This is a genomic window from Paenibacillus sp. NPDC056579 (assembly GCF_042793215.1).
Lineage (GTDB): Bacteria > Bacillota > Bacilli > Paenibacillales > NBRC-103111 > Paenibacillus_S.
This window is the reverse complement of the sequence record NZ_JBHTVD010000002.1, coordinates 812,563-832,560: the sequence shown is the minus strand read 5'-3', so window position 1 is coordinate 832,560 and position 19,998 is coordinate 812,563. Positions and strand designations below refer to the sequence as shown.

General features: G+C 43.8%; 20 protein-coding genes and 2 pseudogenes. 5 read left to right on the top strand and 17 right to left on the bottom strand.

Features of this window, described 5'->3' with window-relative positions; translation table 11 throughout:
• Window positions 1–57: 57 nt before the first annotated feature.
• The 5 genes from ACFQ88_RS11165 to ACFQ88_RS11145 form a co-directional block, all read right to left on the bottom strand.
• On the bottom strand, window positions 58–1,110 hold the full coding sequence (locus ACFQ88_RS11165; RefSeq protein ID WP_379454371.1) for a sensor histidine kinase: 1,053 nt from the start codon (window positions 1,108–1,110) through the stop codon (window positions 58–60).
• Window positions 1,111–1,123: 13 nt separating this feature from the next.
• On the bottom strand, window positions 1,124–1,834 hold the full coding sequence (locus ACFQ88_RS11160; RefSeq protein WP_239633626.1) for a response regulator transcription factor: 711 nt from the start codon (window positions 1,832–1,834) through the stop codon (window positions 1,124–1,126).
• Window positions 1,835–1,856: 22 nt separating this feature from the next.
• Entirely contained in the window at window positions 1,857–2,471 is a 615-nt protein-coding gene (locus ACFQ88_RS11155; protein ID WP_379454146.1) for a DUF3995 domain-containing protein, read from the bottom strand.
• A 39-nt stretch (window positions 2,472–2,510) separates the two neighbouring features.
• Entirely contained in the window at window positions 2,511–3,020 is a 510-nt protein-coding gene (locus tag ACFQ88_RS11150; protein ID WP_379454145.1) for a hypothetical protein, read from the bottom strand.
• 206 nt (window positions 3,021–3,226) lie between these two features.
• Entirely contained in the window at window positions 3,227–3,835 is a 609-nt protein-coding gene (locus ACFQ88_RS11145; RefSeq protein ID WP_379454144.1) for a hypothetical protein, read from the bottom strand.
• 456 nt (window positions 3,836–4,291) lie between these two features.
• On the opposite strand from ACFQ88_RS11145, the gene ACFQ88_RS11140 reads away from it, so the two are divergent.
• Window positions 4,292–4,666: an imm11 family protein gene (locus ACFQ88_RS11140; RefSeq protein WP_379454143.1), complete on the top strand. Its 375-nt coding sequence runs from the start codon at window positions 4,292–4,294 to the stop codon at window positions 4,664–4,666.
• A 49-nt stretch (window positions 4,667–4,715) separates the two neighbouring features.
• Entirely contained in the window at window positions 4,716–5,162 is a 447-nt protein-coding gene (locus ACFQ88_RS11135) for a hypothetical protein (protein ID WP_379454142.1), read from the top strand.
• 383 nt (window positions 5,163–5,545) lie between these two features.
• Here the strand turns inward: ACFQ88_RS11135 and ACFQ88_RS11130 are convergent, their stop codons facing one another.
• From ACFQ88_RS11130 to ACFQ88_RS11090, 8 genes and pseudogenes are all read right to left on the bottom strand, one after another.
• Window positions 5,546–5,776: an NUDIX hydrolase gene (locus ACFQ88_RS11130; protein ID WP_379454141.1), complete on the bottom strand. Its 231-nt coding sequence runs from the start codon at window positions 5,774–5,776 to the stop codon at window positions 5,546–5,548.
• 159 nt (window positions 5,777–5,935) lie between these two features.
• A complete protein-coding gene (locus ACFQ88_RS11125; RefSeq protein WP_379454140.1) occupies window positions 5,936–6,535 on the bottom strand; it encodes an S-layer homology domain-containing protein in 600 nt (199 codons plus the stop codon).
• A 129-nt stretch (window positions 6,536–6,664) separates the two neighbouring features.
• A pseudogene (locus ACFQ88_RS11120) lies at window positions 6,665–7,099 on the bottom strand (FGGY-family carbohydrate kinase); the annotation flags it as partial.
• Between the two features lie 656 nt (window positions 7,100–7,755).
• Window positions 7,756–8,397 carry a TetR/AcrR family transcriptional regulator gene (locus ACFQ88_RS11110; protein ID WP_379454138.1) on the bottom strand — a complete coding sequence of 214 codons (642 nt, stop codon included), beginning with the start codon at window positions 8,395–8,397 and terminating at the stop codon, window positions 7,756–7,758.
• Between the two features lie 176 nt (window positions 8,398–8,573).
• Window positions 8,574–9,560, bottom strand: a complete 987-nt coding sequence (locus ACFQ88_RS11105) for a P-loop NTPase family protein (protein WP_239633618.1) — start codon at window positions 9,558–9,560, stop codon at window positions 8,574–8,576.
• Between the two features lie 510 nt (window positions 9,561–10,070).
• The gene (locus ACFQ88_RS11100; RefSeq protein ID WP_379454370.1) at window positions 10,071–10,175 is read right to left on the bottom strand and encodes an NUDIX hydrolase; all 105 of its coding nucleotides are present in this window, start codon (window positions 10,173–10,175) and stop codon (window positions 10,071–10,073) included.
• A gap of 103 nt (window positions 10,176–10,278) precedes the next feature.
• Window positions 10,279–10,668 carry a hypothetical protein gene (locus tag ACFQ88_RS11095; protein ID WP_239633617.1) on the bottom strand — a complete coding sequence of 130 codons (390 nt, stop codon included), beginning with the start codon at window positions 10,666–10,668 and terminating at the stop codon, window positions 10,279–10,281.
• Between the two features lie 720 nt (window positions 10,669–11,388).
• Complete coding sequence (locus ACFQ88_RS11090) at window positions 11,389–11,949, bottom strand: hypothetical protein (protein ID WP_239633616.1); 561 nt, start codon at window positions 11,947–11,949, stop codon at window positions 11,389–11,391.
• Between the two features lie 226 nt (window positions 11,950–12,175).
• Between ACFQ88_RS11090 and ACFQ88_RS11085 the strand changes: the two genes are divergently transcribed.
• Window positions 12,176–12,664 (top strand): Ger(x)C family spore germination C-terminal domain-containing protein, encoded by a 489-nt coding sequence (locus ACFQ88_RS11085; RefSeq protein ID WP_379454369.1) that lies wholly within the window; start codon window positions 12,176–12,178, stop codon window positions 12,662–12,664.
• Here ACFQ88_RS11085 and ACFQ88_RS11080 read toward each other — a convergent pair.
• From ACFQ88_RS11080 to ACFQ88_RS11070, 3 genes are all read right to left on the bottom strand, one after another.
• Window positions 12,597–13,907 (bottom strand): ABC transporter substrate-binding protein, encoded by a 1,311-nt coding sequence (locus ACFQ88_RS11080; RefSeq protein WP_379454137.1) that lies wholly within the window; start codon window positions 13,905–13,907, stop codon window positions 12,597–12,599. The two genes, ACFQ88_RS11085 and ACFQ88_RS11080, sit on opposite strands and share 68 nt — an antisense overlap.
• 445 nt (window positions 13,908–14,352) lie before the next feature.
• Window positions 14,353–15,303, bottom strand: coding sequence for a DUF1861 family protein (locus tag ACFQ88_RS11075; RefSeq protein WP_239633613.1), 951 nt, complete (start codon window positions 15,301–15,303; stop codon window positions 14,353–14,355).
• Window positions 15,304–15,483: 180 nt separating this feature from the next.
• Window positions 15,484–16,485 (bottom strand): glycoside hydrolase family 130 protein, encoded by a 1,002-nt coding sequence (locus tag ACFQ88_RS11070; RefSeq protein WP_379454136.1) that lies wholly within the window; start codon window positions 16,483–16,485, stop codon window positions 15,484–15,486.
• Between the two features lie 125 nt (window positions 16,486–16,610).
• On the opposite strand from ACFQ88_RS11070, the gene ACFQ88_RS11065 reads away from it, so the two are divergent.
• Window positions 16,611–17,492: an AraC family transcriptional regulator gene (locus ACFQ88_RS11065; RefSeq protein ID WP_379454135.1), complete on the top strand. Its 882-nt coding sequence runs from the start codon at window positions 16,611–16,613 to the stop codon at window positions 17,490–17,492.
• A 237-nt stretch (window positions 17,493–17,729) separates the two neighbouring features.
• Here the strand turns inward: ACFQ88_RS11065 and ACFQ88_RS39805 are convergent.
• Window positions 17,730–17,987: pseudogene (locus ACFQ88_RS39805) on the bottom strand (IS256 family transposase); the annotation flags it as partial.
• Between the two features lie 1,165 nt (window positions 17,988–19,152).
• Here ACFQ88_RS39805 and ACFQ88_RS11060 point away from each other — a divergent pair.
• Window positions 19,153–19,494, top strand: coding sequence for a chitobiase/beta-hexosaminidase C-terminal domain-containing protein (locus tag ACFQ88_RS11060; RefSeq protein ID WP_379454134.1), 342 nt, complete (start codon window positions 19,153–19,155; stop codon window positions 19,492–19,494).
• Window positions 19,495–19,998 lie beyond the last annotated feature (504 nt).

Below are 19,998 nucleotides of genomic sequence, written 5' to 3'. Positions count from 1 at the left end.
TAGCTTTAGTATAAGGAGCTTAAGTAAACATGAAGTAAACGGAAGCTCAACTTCACCCTAACTTTGCGCCGCTAGCAGTCTGATCGAAAGTGTTGTCCCTTCGCTCGGCTTGCTGTGGACGACTAAATGTCCGTCATGGGCTTCTATCAATTTATTGGCAATGGATAATCCCAAGCCTGAACGTGCGGAGGATGTTTCATCGTTTAGACCACGCATCTCGCCAAATCCGACCCCATTATCTTCGATCTGAATCTCCGTCGTCCGATCATGACGCTGCGAGATTCGAACCGCAATCTTGGTACCCTCAGGATTATGGACGACGGCATTGACGAGTAGATTGCGGATAGCTCGCGTCATCAGCTTCGGATCGCAAGTTACCCAAATGCGATCTGGCTCTGGATTCATCGTGAATAGATAACCGGTCGCCCAAGGTGCGCTGCTAACATCCGCTACCGTTCTGCGCACGAGTTCCACGATATCCGTTTTCTCGACTTTTAGAGGAATTTGTCCATGAGGCGTTTCATTAAGATCTTGTACCAGTTCTTGCAGATGAACCGCTTTCTGATGAATGATAGAAAGAAATTCCTTTTGTTCCTCTACACTCCACCGATACTCCGAATTCATCAACATGGCGGAATATCCGGATATGTAGGTTAGTGGCGTTTTTAAATCGTGTGATATCCCTCGAATCCATTCTCGTTTCACTTGTTCCGACTCTTGAAGCGCCTCCTCGTTTCGTCGAAGCGTACTCGAAAGCATCCGTAAATGCTCAAACAATTCCTTGTAGACCGCATACGGTAATTTCAACATTCCTCTTTTGCGAGAGTGGATCTCATTCCAGCGATGGGGAGCGTCATATTGTCCGCTTGCCAGAAGTCTGATCCAAACCATCATGAAATACACCGGCTTCCCGAGATACCAACCAATAAGGAGCAAGGTCAGAAGAAAAAGCAGGGCGCACAAGGTCACCACAAAGATTTCGTAATGAGCCGAACGATTCCCGGACAACAACTGTGGCCAAAACAACCAGGCCGTAACGATCGCTATCGTTTGAATACAAACGACCAAAACAAAAAAAGCCGTCAGGAGCTGCAGCGCTATGCGAAGCATCAAGTTCACGGAATTAACCTCCTGTGGGCGGAACGAACTTGTATCCGATTCCTCGCAATGTGACGATCAGTTTGGGACAGGTTGGATCTACTTCAAGCTTCTTTCGGAGTCTGGAAATATGGATCACAACCGTTTTTTCATCTCCTTGCACCATGGTGCCCCAAACTTGCTCATATAGTTGCTGAGCAGTGAACACCCGGTTCGGATGTTTGCAAAAATAAAGCAGCAGTTCAAGTTCCTTGGCCGGACAAGGCGTATCCACATTGCCCACGATAAGCTGTCCGGTCGTCCGATTTAGGGTAAACGCATCATACCGGTACACATTCTCCACGCTTACGACATCAGATGCATACAAAGCGCTTCGTCTCAAATGAGCTTGGATCCTCGCAACAACTTCTAGCGGGTTAAACGGTTTGGTTACATAATCGTCTCCGCCTAAGAATAGCCCCTGCAGCTTATCCATATCGCTGGATCGGGCAGTTAGAAACAAAATAGGGGTTGTAATGGTTTTGCGTATTTCCGTGCACAGGGAAAATCCATCCATATCCGGCAGCATGACATCCAGAACGATCATGTCAAAACGTGTCGTTCTCACGGCCATAAGTGCCTCTGCGGCAGAACCGGCTTTCGTAATCCGGGTGTATCCTTCTTTACGAAAAAGATTCTCAAGCATAATTAGAATGCCTGCCTCATCGTCGACCACTAATATCGATTCATTCCGCACTCCGACATCTCCTTATTTCAGTTCAAAATTTGAGGAAATCGAATATAATCGCACTAACAAATAACGCCGTGAGCAATATAATCAGGCATACATAAAGGATAGCAGATCGCCGCAGGAAAGGGTGCAAAAATGTGGTTTCTTTCGCATAGTTCCATGCCGCCATACCCGCCAGTATGCCCATGACGATAAACCACGGCTCGTAAACTAGAAGATCCCATAGAACTAATCTACGGACATCAAGCTCGATCCAGCCGGAGATTTGGATGGTAATGATCCCTGCCAAATGGAGGATTTTGGTGACGATCCCACTGACTCCGTGAGCAATCGCGAAGGCGCAGCCAATGAGCGTGGGGACCAATAAGAGAAGAGGATGGACGTCTTTTCCACTAATCAACGGCATCCATGACGGAACGGTTCTCCCCCATGGCTTAACGAGTCCTAACAAGTAGAAGCCGGCGATCATGACTACGACACCGGCGATATAGCTTGCCATTTGAAAACCTTCGGGTTCGGCGAGTCTGCCCGGCAGCCCGATCGATCCGCCCGCAGCTTGATAGAATCGAACGAAAACCGCATAGATAACCGCCCAGAAGCACCCAACGTAGCTGGGCCAAACCTTTATGTTGATTTTGCTCATATTCCAGGCCACCTCTTTCAATCCATTTTTAAAAAGCCGTTACAAGTCCGAACGGGTGTAACGGCCCGTTCTAATCCGATAAGACAAGGCTGACATGCTGATCGTAATTCCCCAAATGAAAAATCCTCCGTAAACAGGGAGCAGTACCCAGGGGTCAAACTCCGGCATATCAGTCAAGCGAATGGTGCCGACAGTCAGTTTGTAGAAGGTTGCGAGGCAGATACTTATAAAGAATGTTCCGCCCAAGCCCGCCGGTATGAGAAGCATCCAGCGCGGGATCCTGTGTCCCCAATCTTGGACCAGAGCAACCGCAAGAGTAGAAGCGATGAGAGCCAACACAGCGGTTATGTCGATGCCCTTGGCGTATAGAAATGCGCTAACCGGATCTGCGCTTTTCATAGAGGCGTGCAGTTCCGCGATTCCTTCCTCCGAAGCGAGAATGACGACTCCATTCGCCCAAAGCGTCTTTATTACCGCGTATGGAAGTAAGGCAACAGATGCTGCAAATCCCCATTTCTTTGACAACCACCATGTTCTCTTCTTGGTCATGGCCAATCACCTCCAGTTCTATCGTTTCCTTATTTTACGAAATGCAGGTAAACAGGAGGTAAACGGAAGTTCAACTTCAGCCTAACTTTGCCCTGATGTTCGGTCTAATTAAAATCACAGATGGCAACTTTCACATTAAACTGCCAGTTACTTCAATAACATCAAAGAAGAGCTGACCTCGCGGCAGCTCCACACTATCGAACCTTTTAGTTTAATAAAAAATTGTTATTCAGTTTATCAAGAGAAACAAACGATTCAGCAATTATTTGTACTTGTTCTTCCGACAAATTTCTGTAATCATCCAGGATGAAATACATTCCGTTCATTTGGAATCTAAAGAATCTGTTTTTTGGTAAATAGTCCTTACCATTAATCCATTCTCCAGTTACCCCATTAGCTAACGTGACTTTCTTAATTTGTTCATCCTTAACCTCATCCCAAATCTTCTTGCGTTGTTCTAACGTCATGTATTTGTATTGAAGAATAAGTTTATTATCCCGAACTTCCAAATTGGTAAGTGGATTATCTTCAACGGCTAATTTAGGCAGGTAAACATTCTCTAGGCCTTCTTTTTCCACAAGTTCTGATATTTGTGTTAACTGCTCATTCGTATATTTTATGGCCTCTAGTTTCACAGATTGACTTGGACTTTGAGTATTTGTCGGAGAAAGAGACGATGGTTTATTGTTGTTTTTAACTTGTGCTGGGTCTGCCGGTGTCTGAGTGTTTTTCTCTACGTTATCCTTCGAACACCCACTTAAGATTAACACTCCAATAAATACAACTGGAATAATAATTTTTTTTAGTCTATCCATTTGCGGAACCTCTTCACATCATTCGTTATAAATATTTGACTAAAAATAGCTATTAAATGTTGCATTCCAATTATTAAATAAATACTGCCCGTCATTAGCAATAAAGCTGCCGTTCAGCACAGAAGCTTTGTCATGATGATAATTATTGAGTTATCGTACCCGTTAGTTCAGTCATCTTTTAATATATATGATTGAGAATCTTGATTATTTCTGCATAACCCATTACTCTTGAACCCTATTGAATAGATATCTGTTTACCTCCCCATAGAAATTTAGGCACGGCAGCCCGTTGTTGTAAACTCCTAAGAATATGTATATTATTGGAATATAGATGCGTACCACATGCACATACAAGGAATTATAACTATTTCTTTAAGCCTTTGTTTGTTGTTGGTTTAACGTACTTTGTAGGCTTTATTACTAGTCCTATCAATAATTATAATTTTAAGCATAGGAGTGATCTACCTGAAAATTTGGTTACTAGACTATCATCCTTCATTTAATACTTTGGACTTTAATGATTATGAAGACTATAGAAAAGTAAATGACTTGCTTTCCCAAAAACAGCCTCTTGCTAAAGAATGGTCAGCCGTGAACGTAAAAATTGTTGATAAAGGCAGACCATCCGACATATTAGGTAGGTTCAATGGTGCTTTGGCTGTTAGTAGTGCAACCAAAGAAATATTGCTTCGACATAATATTGACAATATTGAGTTCTTGCCGCTTAGAACAGATTTCTCGGAAGAGAAATACTATCTTCTTCATGTACTGAACATCTTGGATTGCATTGAATCCAATCAATTCCAAAATCATAAGGTATATCAAAGATGATATAGCCGAGTATGATGAATACTCCTTATCATTGGTTGAAGAAAATCTTTTGAATCAACCAATGTTTAGAATGAAATTACCTAATCGAAATACATTATTGTCCTATGTTTATGTATCCGACCAATTAATGCAGGTATTAAGAGGATCTATTCAAGGATTTCAGTTCATTGATATCTGGGACTCCGAAGTTTCGTGGAGACAGGCAGAGGAGAAATACGAACGGATGTGTCAGCAGATCGATTTGTCTCTATCACAGACATTTGATTTCAACACTGCTCAAGATTACGTAACAAAAAATGTTGGTAAACTGGTGTACTCCGGAAAGTGGGCTATTAAAGCAGATAAACAAGGCGAAATTTTATTAGGCACTTTAAAAATCGACGGGGAGTATGATTGGATTACACCATTATACTATCCACCAGTCATATTGAGTCTAACTTGGGGGATAAAAGAAAAGAAACGGATGCCCCTATTATCAAAATTCTTAAGGTTTTGAACGACAGCACCTTCTTAATTTCCGTCCTCCGTACATAAAAATATGTTTTTAGTATATACAATTATTAAACAGTGGCAGTCGTGGAATAAAAAAAAATTCCTAGGCTGCCATTAGTTTATTAAATAATCGTACCCGTTAGCGTAACACGGCTGCCGATCTATGCCGGCAGCCGTGTCTTAGTTGCTTATTATAATATCGTACTCGTTAGTTCAATGAACTCAGCTTCTATAAAGCTACAAATAAGGTAGTAACCTTTTAACCTCAGGATGCCCTTGCATCTCTTTGATGGGCATCCATTTTAATTCCTGTAGTTCCTGGATGTCATCTGATAACTCAGGGTCCGAACCTAATCGAGCGTTCCCACCAATGATTTCACCTAAGTATCAATGATAATTACCATTTATCCTCTCATTGAACAATTCGCAGACTTTTTTGGTAAGCTCGATTTCTAATCCCGTCTCTTCAAAAGTCTCCCTAATTGCACATTCTTCTGGCGTTTCCGATTGCTCGATTCTCCCACCAGGTAATGTCCAAAAGGTCTCACCTTTATATGTTTGGCGAACCATAAGAACTGAATCGTTGCTTATAATTGCTGCACAGCTTCTATTACCCATAATAACTCACCTCAATATGCATTTCCATAATTATACAACATGACATTATGTTATTGAAGATAACTGCCAGTTACTTTAATAAACAAAAGAGGAGTTGCCGTGTAGCAATCCCTTCAACTATAGTACCCGTTAGTTTAATAGATTAATACGATGGATGTGTTATGAAACCATCAGTTCCCAAAGTTGCGTTATAACGCTCGGCAAATATTCCTGGGGATGTAAGACAACCGCCAATAATATGCTTAATAATATGGCTGCAATCCACAATAAACATTTGAATGACCTCGATTTGAAATTACGTGTGAATATTAGAAGCAATATAAAAAAAGTAATATTAAGAAATAGTGTTGCAGGAATGCTCACAATTCTTCCAAGACCTGTATAAGGGAAGAATTCGACTAATAAAAACATGGTTACAATACTCGGAATCATGGCTAAAAAGAGAATCGTTACTGACTTCTTCATTTGGTGTTCTCCTAAGGTTCCAATACTTTGAAAACATTTGATTAAGATGTATTCACGAATCGATTTAACTATCCTGCCCGTTCCTCCTGCCGTGCCGCAAGCTTGGGCCCGGGTTGCAGACTGCTGTGGCTCAAAACGTCCGCCGTCCATACCGGCGATAATTCCCGTCTCCGCCGCTCCGGCGACTGCATACTGCGTCCAGGAAGAGATCGATTTGCGATCGGCGAACGCCGCAAGCGAGTGGCTCGACAAATTTCGTTTACCAGAAACAAGAGCAAACGATCTATCGATCATAACCGCCATCTTATGGCTCTACCATTTGGCAAACTGCTTGTCAGAGCCGATTGCATGATCGCGTTCCGGTCTTGTCGGTTAAGCTGATCTTAAAGCTGTTCCAGAGAGGCGATCTCATCCAGCGAAGTCCCACAGCCCCACTCCCAAACCACCCATATAAGCAGAGCCTATTGCCGAGAGCTCCGCCACATTGGATTTTACTACACGTTGGTTTAAAAGATCTGCTTGAAACTGCATTAATAAAGGATTTTTTGAAGCTCCTCCATCCGTCCGGAGTTGGTGAAGCGCGATACCGGAAACGGATTGCATCAACTCCACTGCTCCTACCACCTGATATGCAATGCTCTCCAATGCAGCACGGACAATATGCGCTTTGGTCGTTCCGCGATTCATACCTTAAATAGCCGCTCTAGCGTCCGGATCCCAATAGGGAGCTCCAAGCCCGACAAATGCCGGAACCAGATACACCCCTTCGTTTTAACTCACACGCTGGAGTAGCTTGTCCATTTCCTCAAACATGGAAAAAAGCCCCAAGCTATCTCTGACCCATTTGATGCAGTCTCCTTTCTTGAGCAGATTTTGGGCAACTCCAATTACTAGAACAGTTAAAGAAGCCGGAGAGGGGGGCTTTTCTTCCAATAAGTCTTGTCAACCGACACCGACACACACATCTGTGGCGGATCTGCTTTAAGTACATTTGCACAAAGATGAGACGAATCTTAACAACAATCTGTCGGATTCTTAACTGCTAGATATCTTGCCAAGCATAAACTTAAAGGTCCGACGTCAGCTTTTGAGACGGCCGGGCCTTTTTGAGCTTTTTTGCGGAAACTCAGATAGCCACCCAGCTAAGTGAAAAAGGCAGCCGATCTTCTTGGCCGGCTGCCCCCCGTGTCTGTATTACGCTATTGTACCCGTTAGCTTAATTCTCATAAGAAAAATTCGTAAAGACGGAGTTGCTCGGTTTAATTGTTGCCGCGGCGTTTTAGTGCAATATTTGACGATAATCGTTGAGAAAATCAAAAATTAAAAACGATTTATCCTGTTCATAAAACTCAATATTGCTTCAATGCGTATTTTATCAGCGCATTCTTCGCAACAAAAATACTTAACCTTTCTTTCCTTTGCTTGCTTATATTTTAGCGAACCTTCGTTTGCTTTGAATGTTTTTTTACAACTAAAACAAAGTACCTCATAGTAAAACATTGTTATCCGCCCTCCTAAGTGACCCCCTGCTTTCTAGTTGATATATCGAAGATTGTAACCAGTTCTCTCGTATATTCCTGAACATCTAAATGGGGCTTTCTCATTAATTCCATGGTGAACCCGTCAATGGCATTTCTTATTGTTAACGCCATTACCCTTGCCGATGATTTGGTAAATTCCCGAAATATCCCTTCTTGCATTCCTTGGGTGAGAATATTTTCAATTGGAACTAATACGGCTTCATCGTGTTCTGCCGCAAACTGAAGTTTACCATTAGCAGTTATCGTTTTAGAAACCAATTCTATAACAGCGAAAACATGCTTCCGATTTTCAGCTACAAATGCAAGATTGGATTCAATGTATACTCGAAGCATTTCTTTAGGAGATTTTTGGGCTTCTATTCGCGGAGCAATGTATGATTGCCAAGCTATATAGTATTCGATAGTTATTTGCTCCAATAATTCCTCTTTATTTTCAAAGTGGTAAGAAATAACCCCCTTACTGATTTTCGCACGTTTTGCAATCTCTCCTAAAGAGGCTTGAGTGAAACCTACTTCTGCGATTGTCTCAATCGCACATTCCACAATTTGAGCTCTACGGGCTTTTTCGATGAATGACATTTTTTTTGGGTTAGATGGATCATTTTTTTTACTCATGTTTTTATTTTAGTACAGTCGTACAAAAAAATCAAAAAAAAAAAGCATTTAGATGAATATGGTCTAAATGGTTTTTAAACCCCTTTATACAACTAACCTGCCCTTTAGCTTAACGACAGAAGGAGCAGCTGCCACGACGGCAAACTGCTCCTGGATCGCTGAACGTATCCCTTTAGTTAAGTTTTCTTGGCGAATTTATAATCAACTGGACCACCCAATAACGTTGGTCCGGTTAGGTACATTCGTAAAATATCATCTTCTACGAATCTTACTTGAAATGGTAATGACTGAATATCAAACACATATGATGATTTAGGAATTAGAATTGATCTTGTCCATACTTGTGGAAGTCCATCTGCGATTAGGTTTCCTGATTCGATTTGAATCAAACAATCTGGACTCCCCTCCAACTCCGCTCCATAAGTTCCAACTAATCGCTGTAGACTTTGTTGAACCAACGGAACTTCATCGGATTCATCGATTCCTAAGAACTCCAATATCTTACGACCATACTCGGACCAATTTCCTTCAGAGTTGTCGATGGCGATTTTATGACAAGTCAAGCCTTGAAAAGCTCCATCCGTTATATTGCGGTAATCTCTCCAATACGTTACCATGCCCCCGAAACCGTTCAACCTTCGGGTTTTTCCGTAAGGAGATTGAGTAGCTGCACGAATGAAATTATTCTCGGTGTCCTCACCTCTACGGGTACATATTTTTTCGAGAGCTGCTCCAATATCAGTTTGATAAAAATAAACTATGTATGGGTTCAATGGCATAATAATTCGTTCTACAGCTTTGACGTAATCCATAATCTTCTGTTTCGAGACTTCGAATGGAAATAGACTCCAGGTTAAATACCCAAAAAGGCAACTATCAACAATAATAACATCAGAAGAAGACTGGACAGACGCAACAAATTCACACCATCTCTTTAGAGCTATGTCTATAATTTTTTCGTAATCTCCATTAGATAAATCAGCAACGATTGTCTGCATTGTATTATAGTCATCGTAAATATAGATAGGGTGTCCTTTCTCTTCTTCGTACCACCATTTATGACCGATACCCTTACGGTGTAGCATATGCGATATAAGCTGTGCGGTCGTAGATTTCCCCGAACCAGGAATACCTTCGATCATAATCAATTTGGTATTTTTCAATAGTACACCTCCAAATTGCACTTGTTTTAGCACTCGTGCGTACCGAGTGCTAAAACAACCTCGTTACAATAATATATCAAAGTGTGAATTCTGGTCAACCTCCTTCGTTAAAACAGAGCTTCAAGCAAAATCCATCTAAATTTTTATTCCTAATCTGCCGAATAGCTTAATGAGGCCGCCGGGTTAATTCCGCGGCGGCCCCATGATGCTTGTATTGAGCTATCGTACCCTTTAGCTTAATGAGTTGTTACTTTAACACGACCCAATTATCCAAACGTTGGACTCCAACGGATAATTTTCCCGTTATTACCCATTCAATCGCCTGAAGAACAAGAGGGGAAGAATTATCAGCGCTAATTTCTTTAATCGGTACCCATAATGCACCTAGTGAATCTTGTCCTTCGAACTTTTCAGTAGTCCTTGCAAGCATACCACCGATAATTTGAACCAAATAAAAGACGGCAATATGATGAATATGGGAAGTACCTCTTTTGGGTAGTTCATAAGGAATTAATAATCACTAACACCAGCATTCTCTTTAATCTGTACGTTGATTCCAGCTTCCTCAAGGAATTCTCTTTGTACAGCCGCTGTTAAAGATTCATGAGCTTCAATTGTACCTCCACGGAGTCATAGCCTGCCCGTTAGCGTAATGCGACTGCCGATTTATACCGGCAGTCACGTCTTAGTTTTTTATTGAGCTATCGTACCCGTTAGTTCAAACAGTCTTCGTTACCACAATCTCCATTATATCCCCTTTCCAATCAACAAAAATTAGTTGATCTTTTTTCTTCAAACACCATTCGAATATTGTCTTAACAAGACTTGGTGTAATGATGCTATCATTCCAAATAGGTGTTTGTACCCTTATCCAACCCAGCCTTTTAAGATCTTCTTCTAATCCTTCAAATTCGAGTCCCTCTATTACTATATGTGGTGTCTGAACGTTATTTGATTGTCCTACTTGATACGAAATTATAAACTTCTTATCCTCTGAAACAATTTTTAGGTTGATGCGTCCAAAATCTTCGGCGTCTTGTTGAACATACCAATAATACGATCTTTCGTTATGCTTCAACTTACGTTTCCCCTTTGAATTAACCCCCATTTGGTTTGCCTCCTAAAAAAGTTGCCGGGAATTGTTACCATATATTCAAGATAGCCACCAAACTAACCAGCCTGTTTGTCATGGCGCTATCGTACCCGTTAGTTCAACAAGATACCTGCTTCCTTTAAAGCATTATGATAAACATCCCTCTCTGTTTCGCCGGATTTCTGAGATAGCATTTTTCTCATAGATTGAAACAAACGTTCAGCTATGTTTGGGAAAATACCTTCAAATCCATACCTGTTGTCCAAGTTCATCAATAGTTCATTAATTACCAAAAAAATGCTAGGGTACTGATGATGTATGTTTGAAGTATACTTCAGATATTCTTCCAAGTACTTATCAAAATGGTGGCAATCGTATTTCTCCATACCTCTATAAAATGGGAATCCGCTGCCATCATCCCATTCAATTAACAGTCCCCAGAATGCGATTAATGAACCCGATTTGTAGTTAGGGTTGGGATCATTGAAATGCTTATAATTATGGATATAACAAATCACCACACCAATTGAAGTCGATGATTCCACCTTCTTCTTGGTTAAAACTTTTTAGCAACGTCAGTTTTTCATTAATCGTATCTCCCATGAATATCCCCCCTCACTTTAATAATATGGAATTTCGTACTATTGTCATTATGCCTGATAGCGCAACGCAGCTGCCTTCCGGCAGCCGCGATTTATTACGTTATTGTACCCGTAAGTTCAATCCGCTACGACCTTACAATTCAGGAGGTAGCTTATATGTAACATTTCCTTTTCCGTCCAGAAATTCCATTATAGGATTATCATTTTTATCCACTAGCATTCTTATCCGTTGTTTTCCTTTACTGTCCATCAAACAAACCGTAACTTCCCCATTTTCATTTTTTCCCATAAATGCTCGTTGTGTACTTCCTTCCCATAGTGCATCAATCTCTTTCTTTTTTGTTTCATTATCTTTATTTGATTCATTGATTTCTTGTAGTTTTTTTAATTGCTCAGATAGTGGAACTTGTGGTCTATCCTTTATTTTGAATCCATAAGTCATTACTCCGTTCTCATTATAGTAAGACATTGTGACAACTTCATCTTGCTTATATTGGTCAAAAGTTAGTGAAGCAGAAGACTTGTAATGACCATTTTCATCTTTCTCACTTCCGAATATCAATCCACCGCATTCGTCACCTTCGCCGTTATAAAACAAAATTCCAGAAATCGGCCAATCTTTTCTATGTCCGGGCAAAATATCCTCACCGTCCATCATTGCTGGAGGGATGTTTTCTTTATTAAAAAGTGTCATTTTTATGTTTCCATCTTTGTCAACAATATTGAGGTTTTCGACGTCAATCCCTTCAAATCTTTCCCTTTTCAGTTCCTTTCGCCTCCCACTTTTCTATTCTCCTTCCTATTCGATGGAAATGTTGATTAATCCTTCCATATAGCATAACGTGGCTGCCGATATAGATCGGCAGCCGCGTCTTAGTTGTTATATTGAGTTACGTACCCGTTAGGACAATGAAGTACGTATTCTAAAAATAGTCAAGGGGTTAATCTCCAAAAACATAACAAAAAAAGCAGAGGAAATGATCGCTACAATGCAAAAGCACAATGTTGATAGCTTGGGGATTGGGAAGTATGTAAGAAGCACCCTTCGATACAAACAATGGAAGAGCTTAAACTGGCATGAGGTATACCAAGATGTCGAAGTCAAATGCCATGTGAAGGTTCGCATAAGGATTTTGGAATGTTTGAAAAGTGAATGTTCAGGCACTGAGATTAGTCCAGACCTACAGGATTCCATCAATTCAAATCAAAGCCAGTTCCATAGATTAATAGTTAAAAGCCATCCTTTGCCGGATGGCCCTTTCTTTTTGAACATGATCGTACTCTCCGTTAACGCGTTAATAAAGCCGCATTTTTGTAACCGCTTTCACACAAAATTGACAATTATTTTTGCAGGTTTGTTTCAATATTTTTCGATATTTGTTCTTCCGCTTCCCTTAGTGTCGTGTTAATATCCTTCTCCCCTCTGACGACCGGTTCGATGGCGCGAGTTATATATTCTTCCGCGAACGAATCGTATTTACTCACAGGAAGCGCTTTCGCTGGATTGGTTTTGAAGGCTGCTTTCAAATTCTTGCCTTGCAAGTATGGCAGGTTTTTACCGAACTCCTGCTCTATGTTACTTATCTTCAATACCGGCAGCCTTGCGTTGCGGGCTGCTTCCGTTTGCACCTCCTCGGATAGAATCGTGGAAATGACTTGAAACGCTTGATCTTTGTATTTGCTCTGCGCCGTGACGTGAAGAATCCACTCATCCACCTGCATGCCGGTGTTGGGGCTTTCTTTGAATGACGGGTACTGGGCCAAATCCCAATTTAAATCCTGCGCATCCTTTAAATTCGGCAGGTTATTATTTGAAGCGAGCATAGCGAGCGTTTGTTGTTTCTTAAACTGATCAATACCAGCACCGGCCAAACGGGGGGTATTGTTTCCCGGAATGTCGTAAATGCTTTTCAGTAATTCAAATATTTTTTTCCAGTTATCATTATTCACGGTCGGCTTCTCCGTTACCGGATCGATAAAGCCGTATGACAGCACGGAAGCCACTCGGGTCGATTTATCCGGCTCCAAGCCCCGATACTGCACACCGCTCTCCATGCGCGTCACTTGCTTGGCCAGCTCTCGGGCATCCTCCCAAGTCATGCCGTCCTTCGGATATGGAACACCGAATTTGTCGAAGATATCTTTATTATAATAGAGACCGCTGAAGTGCATCGTCCATGGAAGACCGATTAAGTTATTTTGCCGGCTTGCCGACTTCACCGATTCAACGGCGATCGGGTCCAACCGGGAAAGATCAAAATTGAATTTTTTGATCAGCGGTTCGATATTATCTTCCATTCCGGTTCCAACAAACCGGTAAATGATCGGTGAAGCGGTCATCACCAAATCCGGTATGTTGCCGGCGGCCATCAGTTTATCGAAACCGTTTTCCGGCTTGGACAAATCGATAGGCTCGATCGTAATATACGGATAGCGTTTTTTCACTGGCTCTTCAACGTATTTTTGGAACTCGCCAGGTCCAAGCCATCCCATGCTCAGTCCGAATTTGATCGTGACAGGCTCGGTCGAAACCTGAGGCGGAGCGTTCTCTTCACCGGCGTTGTTCTCACCGGACGCTTTGCCGTCATTTCCGCTGCTGCAGGCTGTTGCAAACAATAATAGTGAAAGTGCGGCCATTCGTTTCATTCCCATCTCTTTTTCCCCCATTCATTATTGTTGAAGCGAAGTTTCCCATGCCTCTGCAAAAGGTTACAATATTCGGTCCACTTAGAAACAAAGCCAGGTCGCCTTACCGGACAATGCGAAGTGAATGTGCACCGCTCCTTCCTCATGCAAGACCATCCTGAACGACTTCACCCGAATTCCCTCATCCCGAAAATAGTTCAGAAATATCCCGGAGTCACCGTCACGGTCGACCGTGACGATGTAGGATGTCTTCTTGCTGGCAGGAAGAAACCATGGTTCCACCCGTTGCAGTACAAAAACCGTATACCGAATCCTGCATGATGGTAGCCGCGCTCCCGCTCCAGGCAGACTATACCGCAAAAACCAACCCGGTGATCCCGATCTCTAGGGCGATCCCCAGGTTATCAATGTGCCATATTGCTGGATTAGCATTCCCACCCATCTTCCTCCTCTAGACAATACGCCCATGTCCTTCGAACGGATAGTCGATCGTAATACGCCCCGCCTGGCAATCGCCAATGCCGCTGTAAAGATCGGCCTTTCCGTCCGTACGCATCACAATGCCCGAAGCAAAGACGCAGTCGACCAAATGCGGTGCCTTAGCGGGTCCCGGCGGGTAGCAAGGACGACTTCCAATCAAATGAAGGTCCACGGACTCGCGGGTGGTTGGATCGAAGACGAAGGCCATGTTCAAGTACACCTTCACTTCCCCACCGTTCTCATCCTTATCCCGGTAGCAAATGTGGCCAATTACGCCGACTTTGCCGCTATCGAGCAGATAAGCCTGATTAACGCCTCCCCATTCGCCTTCCCCGAAGATGCCGTGAATGTACGGTGCGTTCTCGATGACGTCCGCAGTCAACTCTTCCAGTCTGTCAAAGACCGTGAAACCGATCATGGATTCACTCCCGTATTTGCTTCGCGTCTCCGCGCCGCGGGGGCGTGAGAAAACGCCGATCTTGCCATCCGACAAGGGAACAAGGCGAATATCCTTCATTTTGTTAGGTCCGGTAGTGAAGTAGTACAAATTGTGGAGGTCGGTGCCACGGAAGAAATAGCCGAAAAACGTGCTGTATCTTCCACTCTGATATTGAACATGAGTCCCGCCCATGACAAGCTCATCACCGATCTCACTGATATAAGGATCCTCCAGAGTGTAAATCATGCTGTCTGCCACCACGGTCCATTCATCCTGTCCCGTCTCCTCGAACAGGCGGACCCAAGAGCGGGCCCATTCTTCGCGACGTTCTACCCGCCCGAACAAATAGCGCTTCCCGTCCCGTATGAACGGAATCGAAATGTTGTAGACATCAAAACCTTCCACGCCATGAAATACCAAGGTCGCACTTTCATAAATCTTTTTTGTCGCTTCAAATTCAATTCTTTTCGTCTGCAGGGTCAAATTCCTTCACCCCTTCCTTTTGATTTCGAATCCTGCCCCGAACTCTTGCTTGTACCGGTTGTCCTTAAAGGCCGAGAGTCTCCTGACGGGTAGTGGCAACGCCAGATTCATGAGCCGTTATTCCCTTCTCAACCATTCTTGGTTACTGCATTAGCGGTATAGATGCGTTTTGGGGGACCTTTATTTGCCTTCCAAACACAACCGGACAAGGTCGTCGACTTGGGCAGTTACCAGACACTCGACAGTATCGGCGGCACCGTAATAAATTTTGACTTCGCCGTCATCCTCTAGAATCATACCGCCCGGGAAAATGACATCATTCCGGAAGCCTTCGGTTTCATAGACGGCTTCGGGTGCGATAAGCGGATCCTTGTACATGCCGACGATCTTCTTGGGGTTCTCCAAATCCAAAAGCATAATGCCGGCGCAATACCTTTTCTTCCAGGAATCCTCCCAGCCGTTTTTTCCTCGTCTTGGGTCAAGATCAACGGTGTGGAACGTAGTCAGCCAACCTTTAGCAGTTTTGACAGGCGGGGCGGCAGGGCCGATTTTGTCGTTAGCGTAAGCCACATGCTCAACCGCAAGCAGCAAATCCGTATTGCCCCAATATTTCAAATCTGGCGAGTCTGATATCCACATATCAAAACGGTCTTTGCCTCCCCGGCTGTACACAGGGAACGGCCGCTCCAAGCGTACGTACTTGCCGCCGATTTTTTCCGGAAACAACACCATGTTGCGGTTGTCAGGCGCTGTCATATGGAGTACTTCAATCTTTTCGAAATCATCGGTTACGGCAATGCCTCCGCGAACGCCGTGCTTCGTATCGACGGCAAAACACATATAGCAGCGTCCATCCATAACGGTCAAGCGCGGATCATAGGTGCGGATGATCTCATCATCATTCAGGCTAAAACAAGGTTTGGGCTGTACCTCCCAATGAATACCGTCGCTGCTATAGGCTAGACCAAGATTGGTCGTGGAGCTAGGCAGCAGCGTCTGCTTCTGCGGATCGCCGTAATCGTTGCGGAATACCATAACATAACGACCTTGGAATTTGGTAACGCCTGCATTAAATACAAGTGCCGGAGAATAAGGCACATTACGGGCGGTTAATACCGGATTTGCAGGATGACGGGCAATAACCGGGCTTGACTTTAGCGGTCCAATAATTGGAATAGACACTCGCTATTCCTCCCCTCTTCAATTTGGGTTGCAGCATGCTCTTATCATAGAATAAAATCGAAGAGGAGGTATGACAGTTTTTCGCTAGACTATCTCATATTTTCGTTAAGGAGCGATCCGTCAAGATGACCGTATATCCAACCAACAAACATTTAACCGATTATCCGGACATTCACCCGGGTTTTCCATTTCATGTATCCGTTAACAAAGTGGTAAGGCATTTTCCTGCTCACCGCCATGACTTTTTGGAATTTTCTCTCGTAATAGACGGAGAAGGCTACGAGGTTATTAACGGCGTTAAACATCCTCTGCTTACGGGGACGGCTACTTTTTTGCTGCCTTATCAGGTACATGAAATTTATGTGGAATCGGCGAATCCGCTCCGGTTGTATAACTGCATGTTTGATATGGATTTGCTGTACCAATCAGCAGAGGTCGGACCGGGTTTGACGGAGCTGCTGGTCGGGGAGGAGATGCCCCCTCAAGCTTTTTTAAGCCCCGAGCTGTACACGGCTGTATCGGCGGCTTTTGAGGATATGCTTGCCGAATTTGCGGGCAACGGGTTATGGAGAAACATGCTGCTCAAGCTAAAGCTGTTGGAAACGCTTGCGCGGTATGACCGGTTCCGCCGGCAAGGTGTTTCAAGCTCAGTACAAACGAACGGAACAATCGATAAAAAACCGGTATGGCCAATTATTCATTACATTCATGCCCGTTATAGGGAGCCGGTTACGCTGTCGGCAACAGCGGAGAAGTTCGGCTTAAGCAGCTCCTATTTAAGTGAAGAGATTAAGCGGAGTACCGGCCTTGGTTTTGTCCGTTTTTTGCACGAGGTGCGCATTAGACATGCTTGCAGCTTGCTTTCATCGACCGGAATGGCGGGGGTTGATATAGCGATTGAAACCGGGTTCGGTTCGTATAAGTCATTTTCGCGGATTTTCCGTGAGTTGAAAGGCATGACACCGGGTGACTACCGTAAAACGCATGCTATAACAAGCCTACGCTGATGCCATAAACCTTCTCCCCGGCAATTATCCAGGAAAAGATTGGAGGGTTAAGATGCAGGATTGGACTTCTTATTTCCCCAAGTAACGACAACTCGGTGTTTAGCGAAATGGAATTTAAAGCTCGAGTTAGCAATGTATACAATATCAGTCTCCTGCGTAGATTACGCTGATGGCCGGATCGATTATGAGTGCAGGATACTTGTAAAAGGTCAAAAGTGTGGGCAAGTACTCCTCCTAAGACTGAATTTCCTTCGGTATTTCTTGACCCATCGTGTCGAAAGCAGCCTTAGCAAGATCGTGATCGAGCGCGTTGTAGATTGTCTTCGGATCATCAATAAACCCCGTCTTACCTTGAACGCGACCTATTGGAAAGCGTCATCGAATCCCGGAAGGCCCAAATACACACAACAGCACTTCCTGAGCACCGCGTCTATACAGGTCTTTCGAGACATCACGCCAGCCGATGGCGCTCTCTTGACCGCCTACGTAGACACCCCGTTAGTCTATAATACCCCTCCGACGAAATACCAGCCTGTTCAGGCGAAATATTCTCTAACCGTTGATTCTGATCTACCATTTGACAGTTCCCCTTTCTGCTATTTTCATCAAACTCTCCTAATCACTTCTACATTTTGGACTAGCTGAAAACAAAAGCGATTTTCTTATTCTCGAATTGTTTTCAGGCGTTCGGCAAAGAGTAATCTAAGAAAGGAGCCATGCCTTCCGAAAACAGAAGTCGTTCCTCGATCCATTCCTGGAGCGACATGTCTTCTGCTTTCGCCTGTAGGATGATGGCTTGCTTTTTCTTGTATAAAAATTGTTACTGCCGATAAACCAGTATCAATGAGCGTTCCATCGTATTTGGAGATAATCTCTCCCGATTTCAGAAAGAGTTTCAGTCTTATCTATGAGATCAGGATGAGTTTCCGGCATGAACCTAACAGAACTGACTTCCTTACCTCGACTGCAAGCATGCTTCCTTCACGAGTGATTCTCATATTCGCCGGTCCTGCATGCTTAAACAATTCTTCTATGACATTGAAGATTACGGAATCCAGTGACTATGGCGTCGGGAATTCAAAACGGGCATAACCATAACCATTCACCGGCTTCCGTTCCGTTATAGATTGGAGTGGGTCCACCGTTCTTCAGGGCTTCCTCATACGTCAAACCTGATCATCGTTTGTTTTAAGCCTGGCACCAATTTTACGGATATTCGCTCTCTTGAACTCGACGATGCGGGCCAGTAAACTGTCTTTACCGAAAGGCTAAAATAAGAACAGCCCACACTGCTTGTCGTATATCGTCTCGGTCTTACCGGCATCCGGGTTCTCCTTGATGTATTGCTCTAAATCCTCTTCTTTAATGAAACACGTGCCTTACCGCGATATTCTTCCTCGTAAAAGCTTTGTACCCACAACATGGGCAAGTATATTTGACCATAATTACACCTCATATACGGCAAACTTATCGTAATTCGATACATCATCGAAGTATCCTTCTCGGTAGCTTATCGAGCTTTGAAAAGCAGCAGAACATACAACCAGGCTGCATTGAATCATTATTGAACTATCTTGTACCCTTTTGTCAGGAATGATATAAGGTTCTTGTCATTGAGCAATGACAAGAACCCGATGCCTGGACCAGCCGATATGGGGATATGGGGGATATACCAGAGGATCAAATGGTGAAGATGATGTGGCCGGGAGGCATCCAGCCGGTTACGGCAGCACCGCTTATCATTCCCGTTCATGCCTCTGCACCAGGTATTGAGCCTGTCTTCGGGGGGGGAAGCTACTCTGCGCCGTTGTCTGTGCAGCTGTACTGTGCCACCCAAGGAGCGTCCATTGCTTATACGATGGAAGCAGGAGACAACCCGCGGTGGAGGTTGTACACCGGTCCCATGAGGCTGGAGCCGGGCAGAACAGCTCTCCGAACCAAGGCGATCCGTATCGGTTACAAGGAAAGCCCAGAAGCGATGGCTGTGTTCAACGTGGAGTAGAGGTGGAAAGGCAGGAAGCGAGCTGGCGTTGTTTATCCTGACGTGAACGTCAAATAGCCCCCACCTACCGGCGGAAGCTGATTTCGACTATTCTTGGATTAGTTCTTGTTCATCCGACAGTCTGCTGGGAGAGCCTCTGACCATGGCATCGCTAGCGATGATGGGGCCGCTTACCATCGATTTTACCTACGCTGTTTGTTGTAGCGAGCGAATTTCAGACGACGGAATATGTGCAGCTTAGCCTACCCTTCTACCTAGTCGGTCTGGCTCTCGGCAATTTGCAGCCAGACCGATTAGCGAAGTTAAGGGATAACTCCCATGCCCTAACCTTTGGAGTTGGTTTTTTGGTAATCACATGCAGTACATCAACACTAAAAGCGCATATTTCAATTCGTCAAATTAACGTTTTACGTAATTAAATGCTTGGCAGCCAGTTATGGTTATGATGATGCTAGCTCTGGTGTATCAGCAGCTTTATAACGTTCAGACATAAGTTGAATAGCA

Bases quoted from the DNA above. Each gene is read 5' to 3' on its own strand.
- ACFQ88_RS11065 (WP_379454135.1), top strand. From the start codon at position 16,611: ATGACCGTATATCCAACCAACAAACATTTAACCGATTATCCGGACATT.
- ACFQ88_RS11090 (WP_239633616.1), bottom strand. From the start codon at position 11,949: ATGACACTTTTTAATAAAGAAAACATCCCTCCAGCAATGATGGACGGT.
- ACFQ88_RS11095 (WP_239633617.1), bottom strand. From the start codon at position 10,668: ATGGGGGTTAATTCAAAGGGGAAACGTAAGTTGAAGCATAACGAAAGA.
- ACFQ88_RS11130 (WP_379454141.1), bottom strand. From the start codon at position 5,776: ATGGGTAATAGAAGCTGTGCAGCAATTATAAGCAACGATTCAGTTCTT.
- ACFQ88_RS11165 (WP_379454371.1), bottom strand. From the start codon at position 1,110: ATGCTTCGCATAGCGCTGCAGCTCCTGACGGCTTTTTTTGTTTTGGTC.
- ACFQ88_RS11060 (WP_379454134.1), top strand. From the start codon at position 19,153: ATGGGGGATATACCAGAGGATCAAATGGTGAAGATGATGTGGCCGGGA.
- ACFQ88_RS11150 (WP_379454145.1), bottom strand. From the start codon at position 3,020: ATGACCAAGAAGAGAACATGGTGGTTGTCAAAGAAATGGGGATTTGCA.
- ACFQ88_RS11125 (WP_379454140.1), bottom strand. From the start codon at position 6,535: ATGATCGATAGATCGTTTGCTCTTGTTTCTGGTAAACGAAATTTGTCG.
- ACFQ88_RS11145 (WP_379454144.1), bottom strand. From the start codon at position 3,835: ATGGATAGACTAAAAAAAATTATTATTCCAGTTGTATTTATTGGAGTG.
- ACFQ88_RS11080 (WP_379454137.1), bottom strand. From the start codon at position 13,907: ATGGGAATGAAACGAATGGCCGCACTTTCACTATTATTGTTTGCAACA.
- ACFQ88_RS11110 (WP_379454138.1), bottom strand. From the start codon at position 8,397: ATGAGTAAAAAAAATGATCCATCTAACCCAAAAAAAATGTCATTCATC.
- ACFQ88_RS11155 (WP_379454146.1), bottom strand. From the start codon at position 2,471: ATGAGCAAAATCAACATAAAGGTTTGGCCCAGCTACGTTGGGTGCTTC.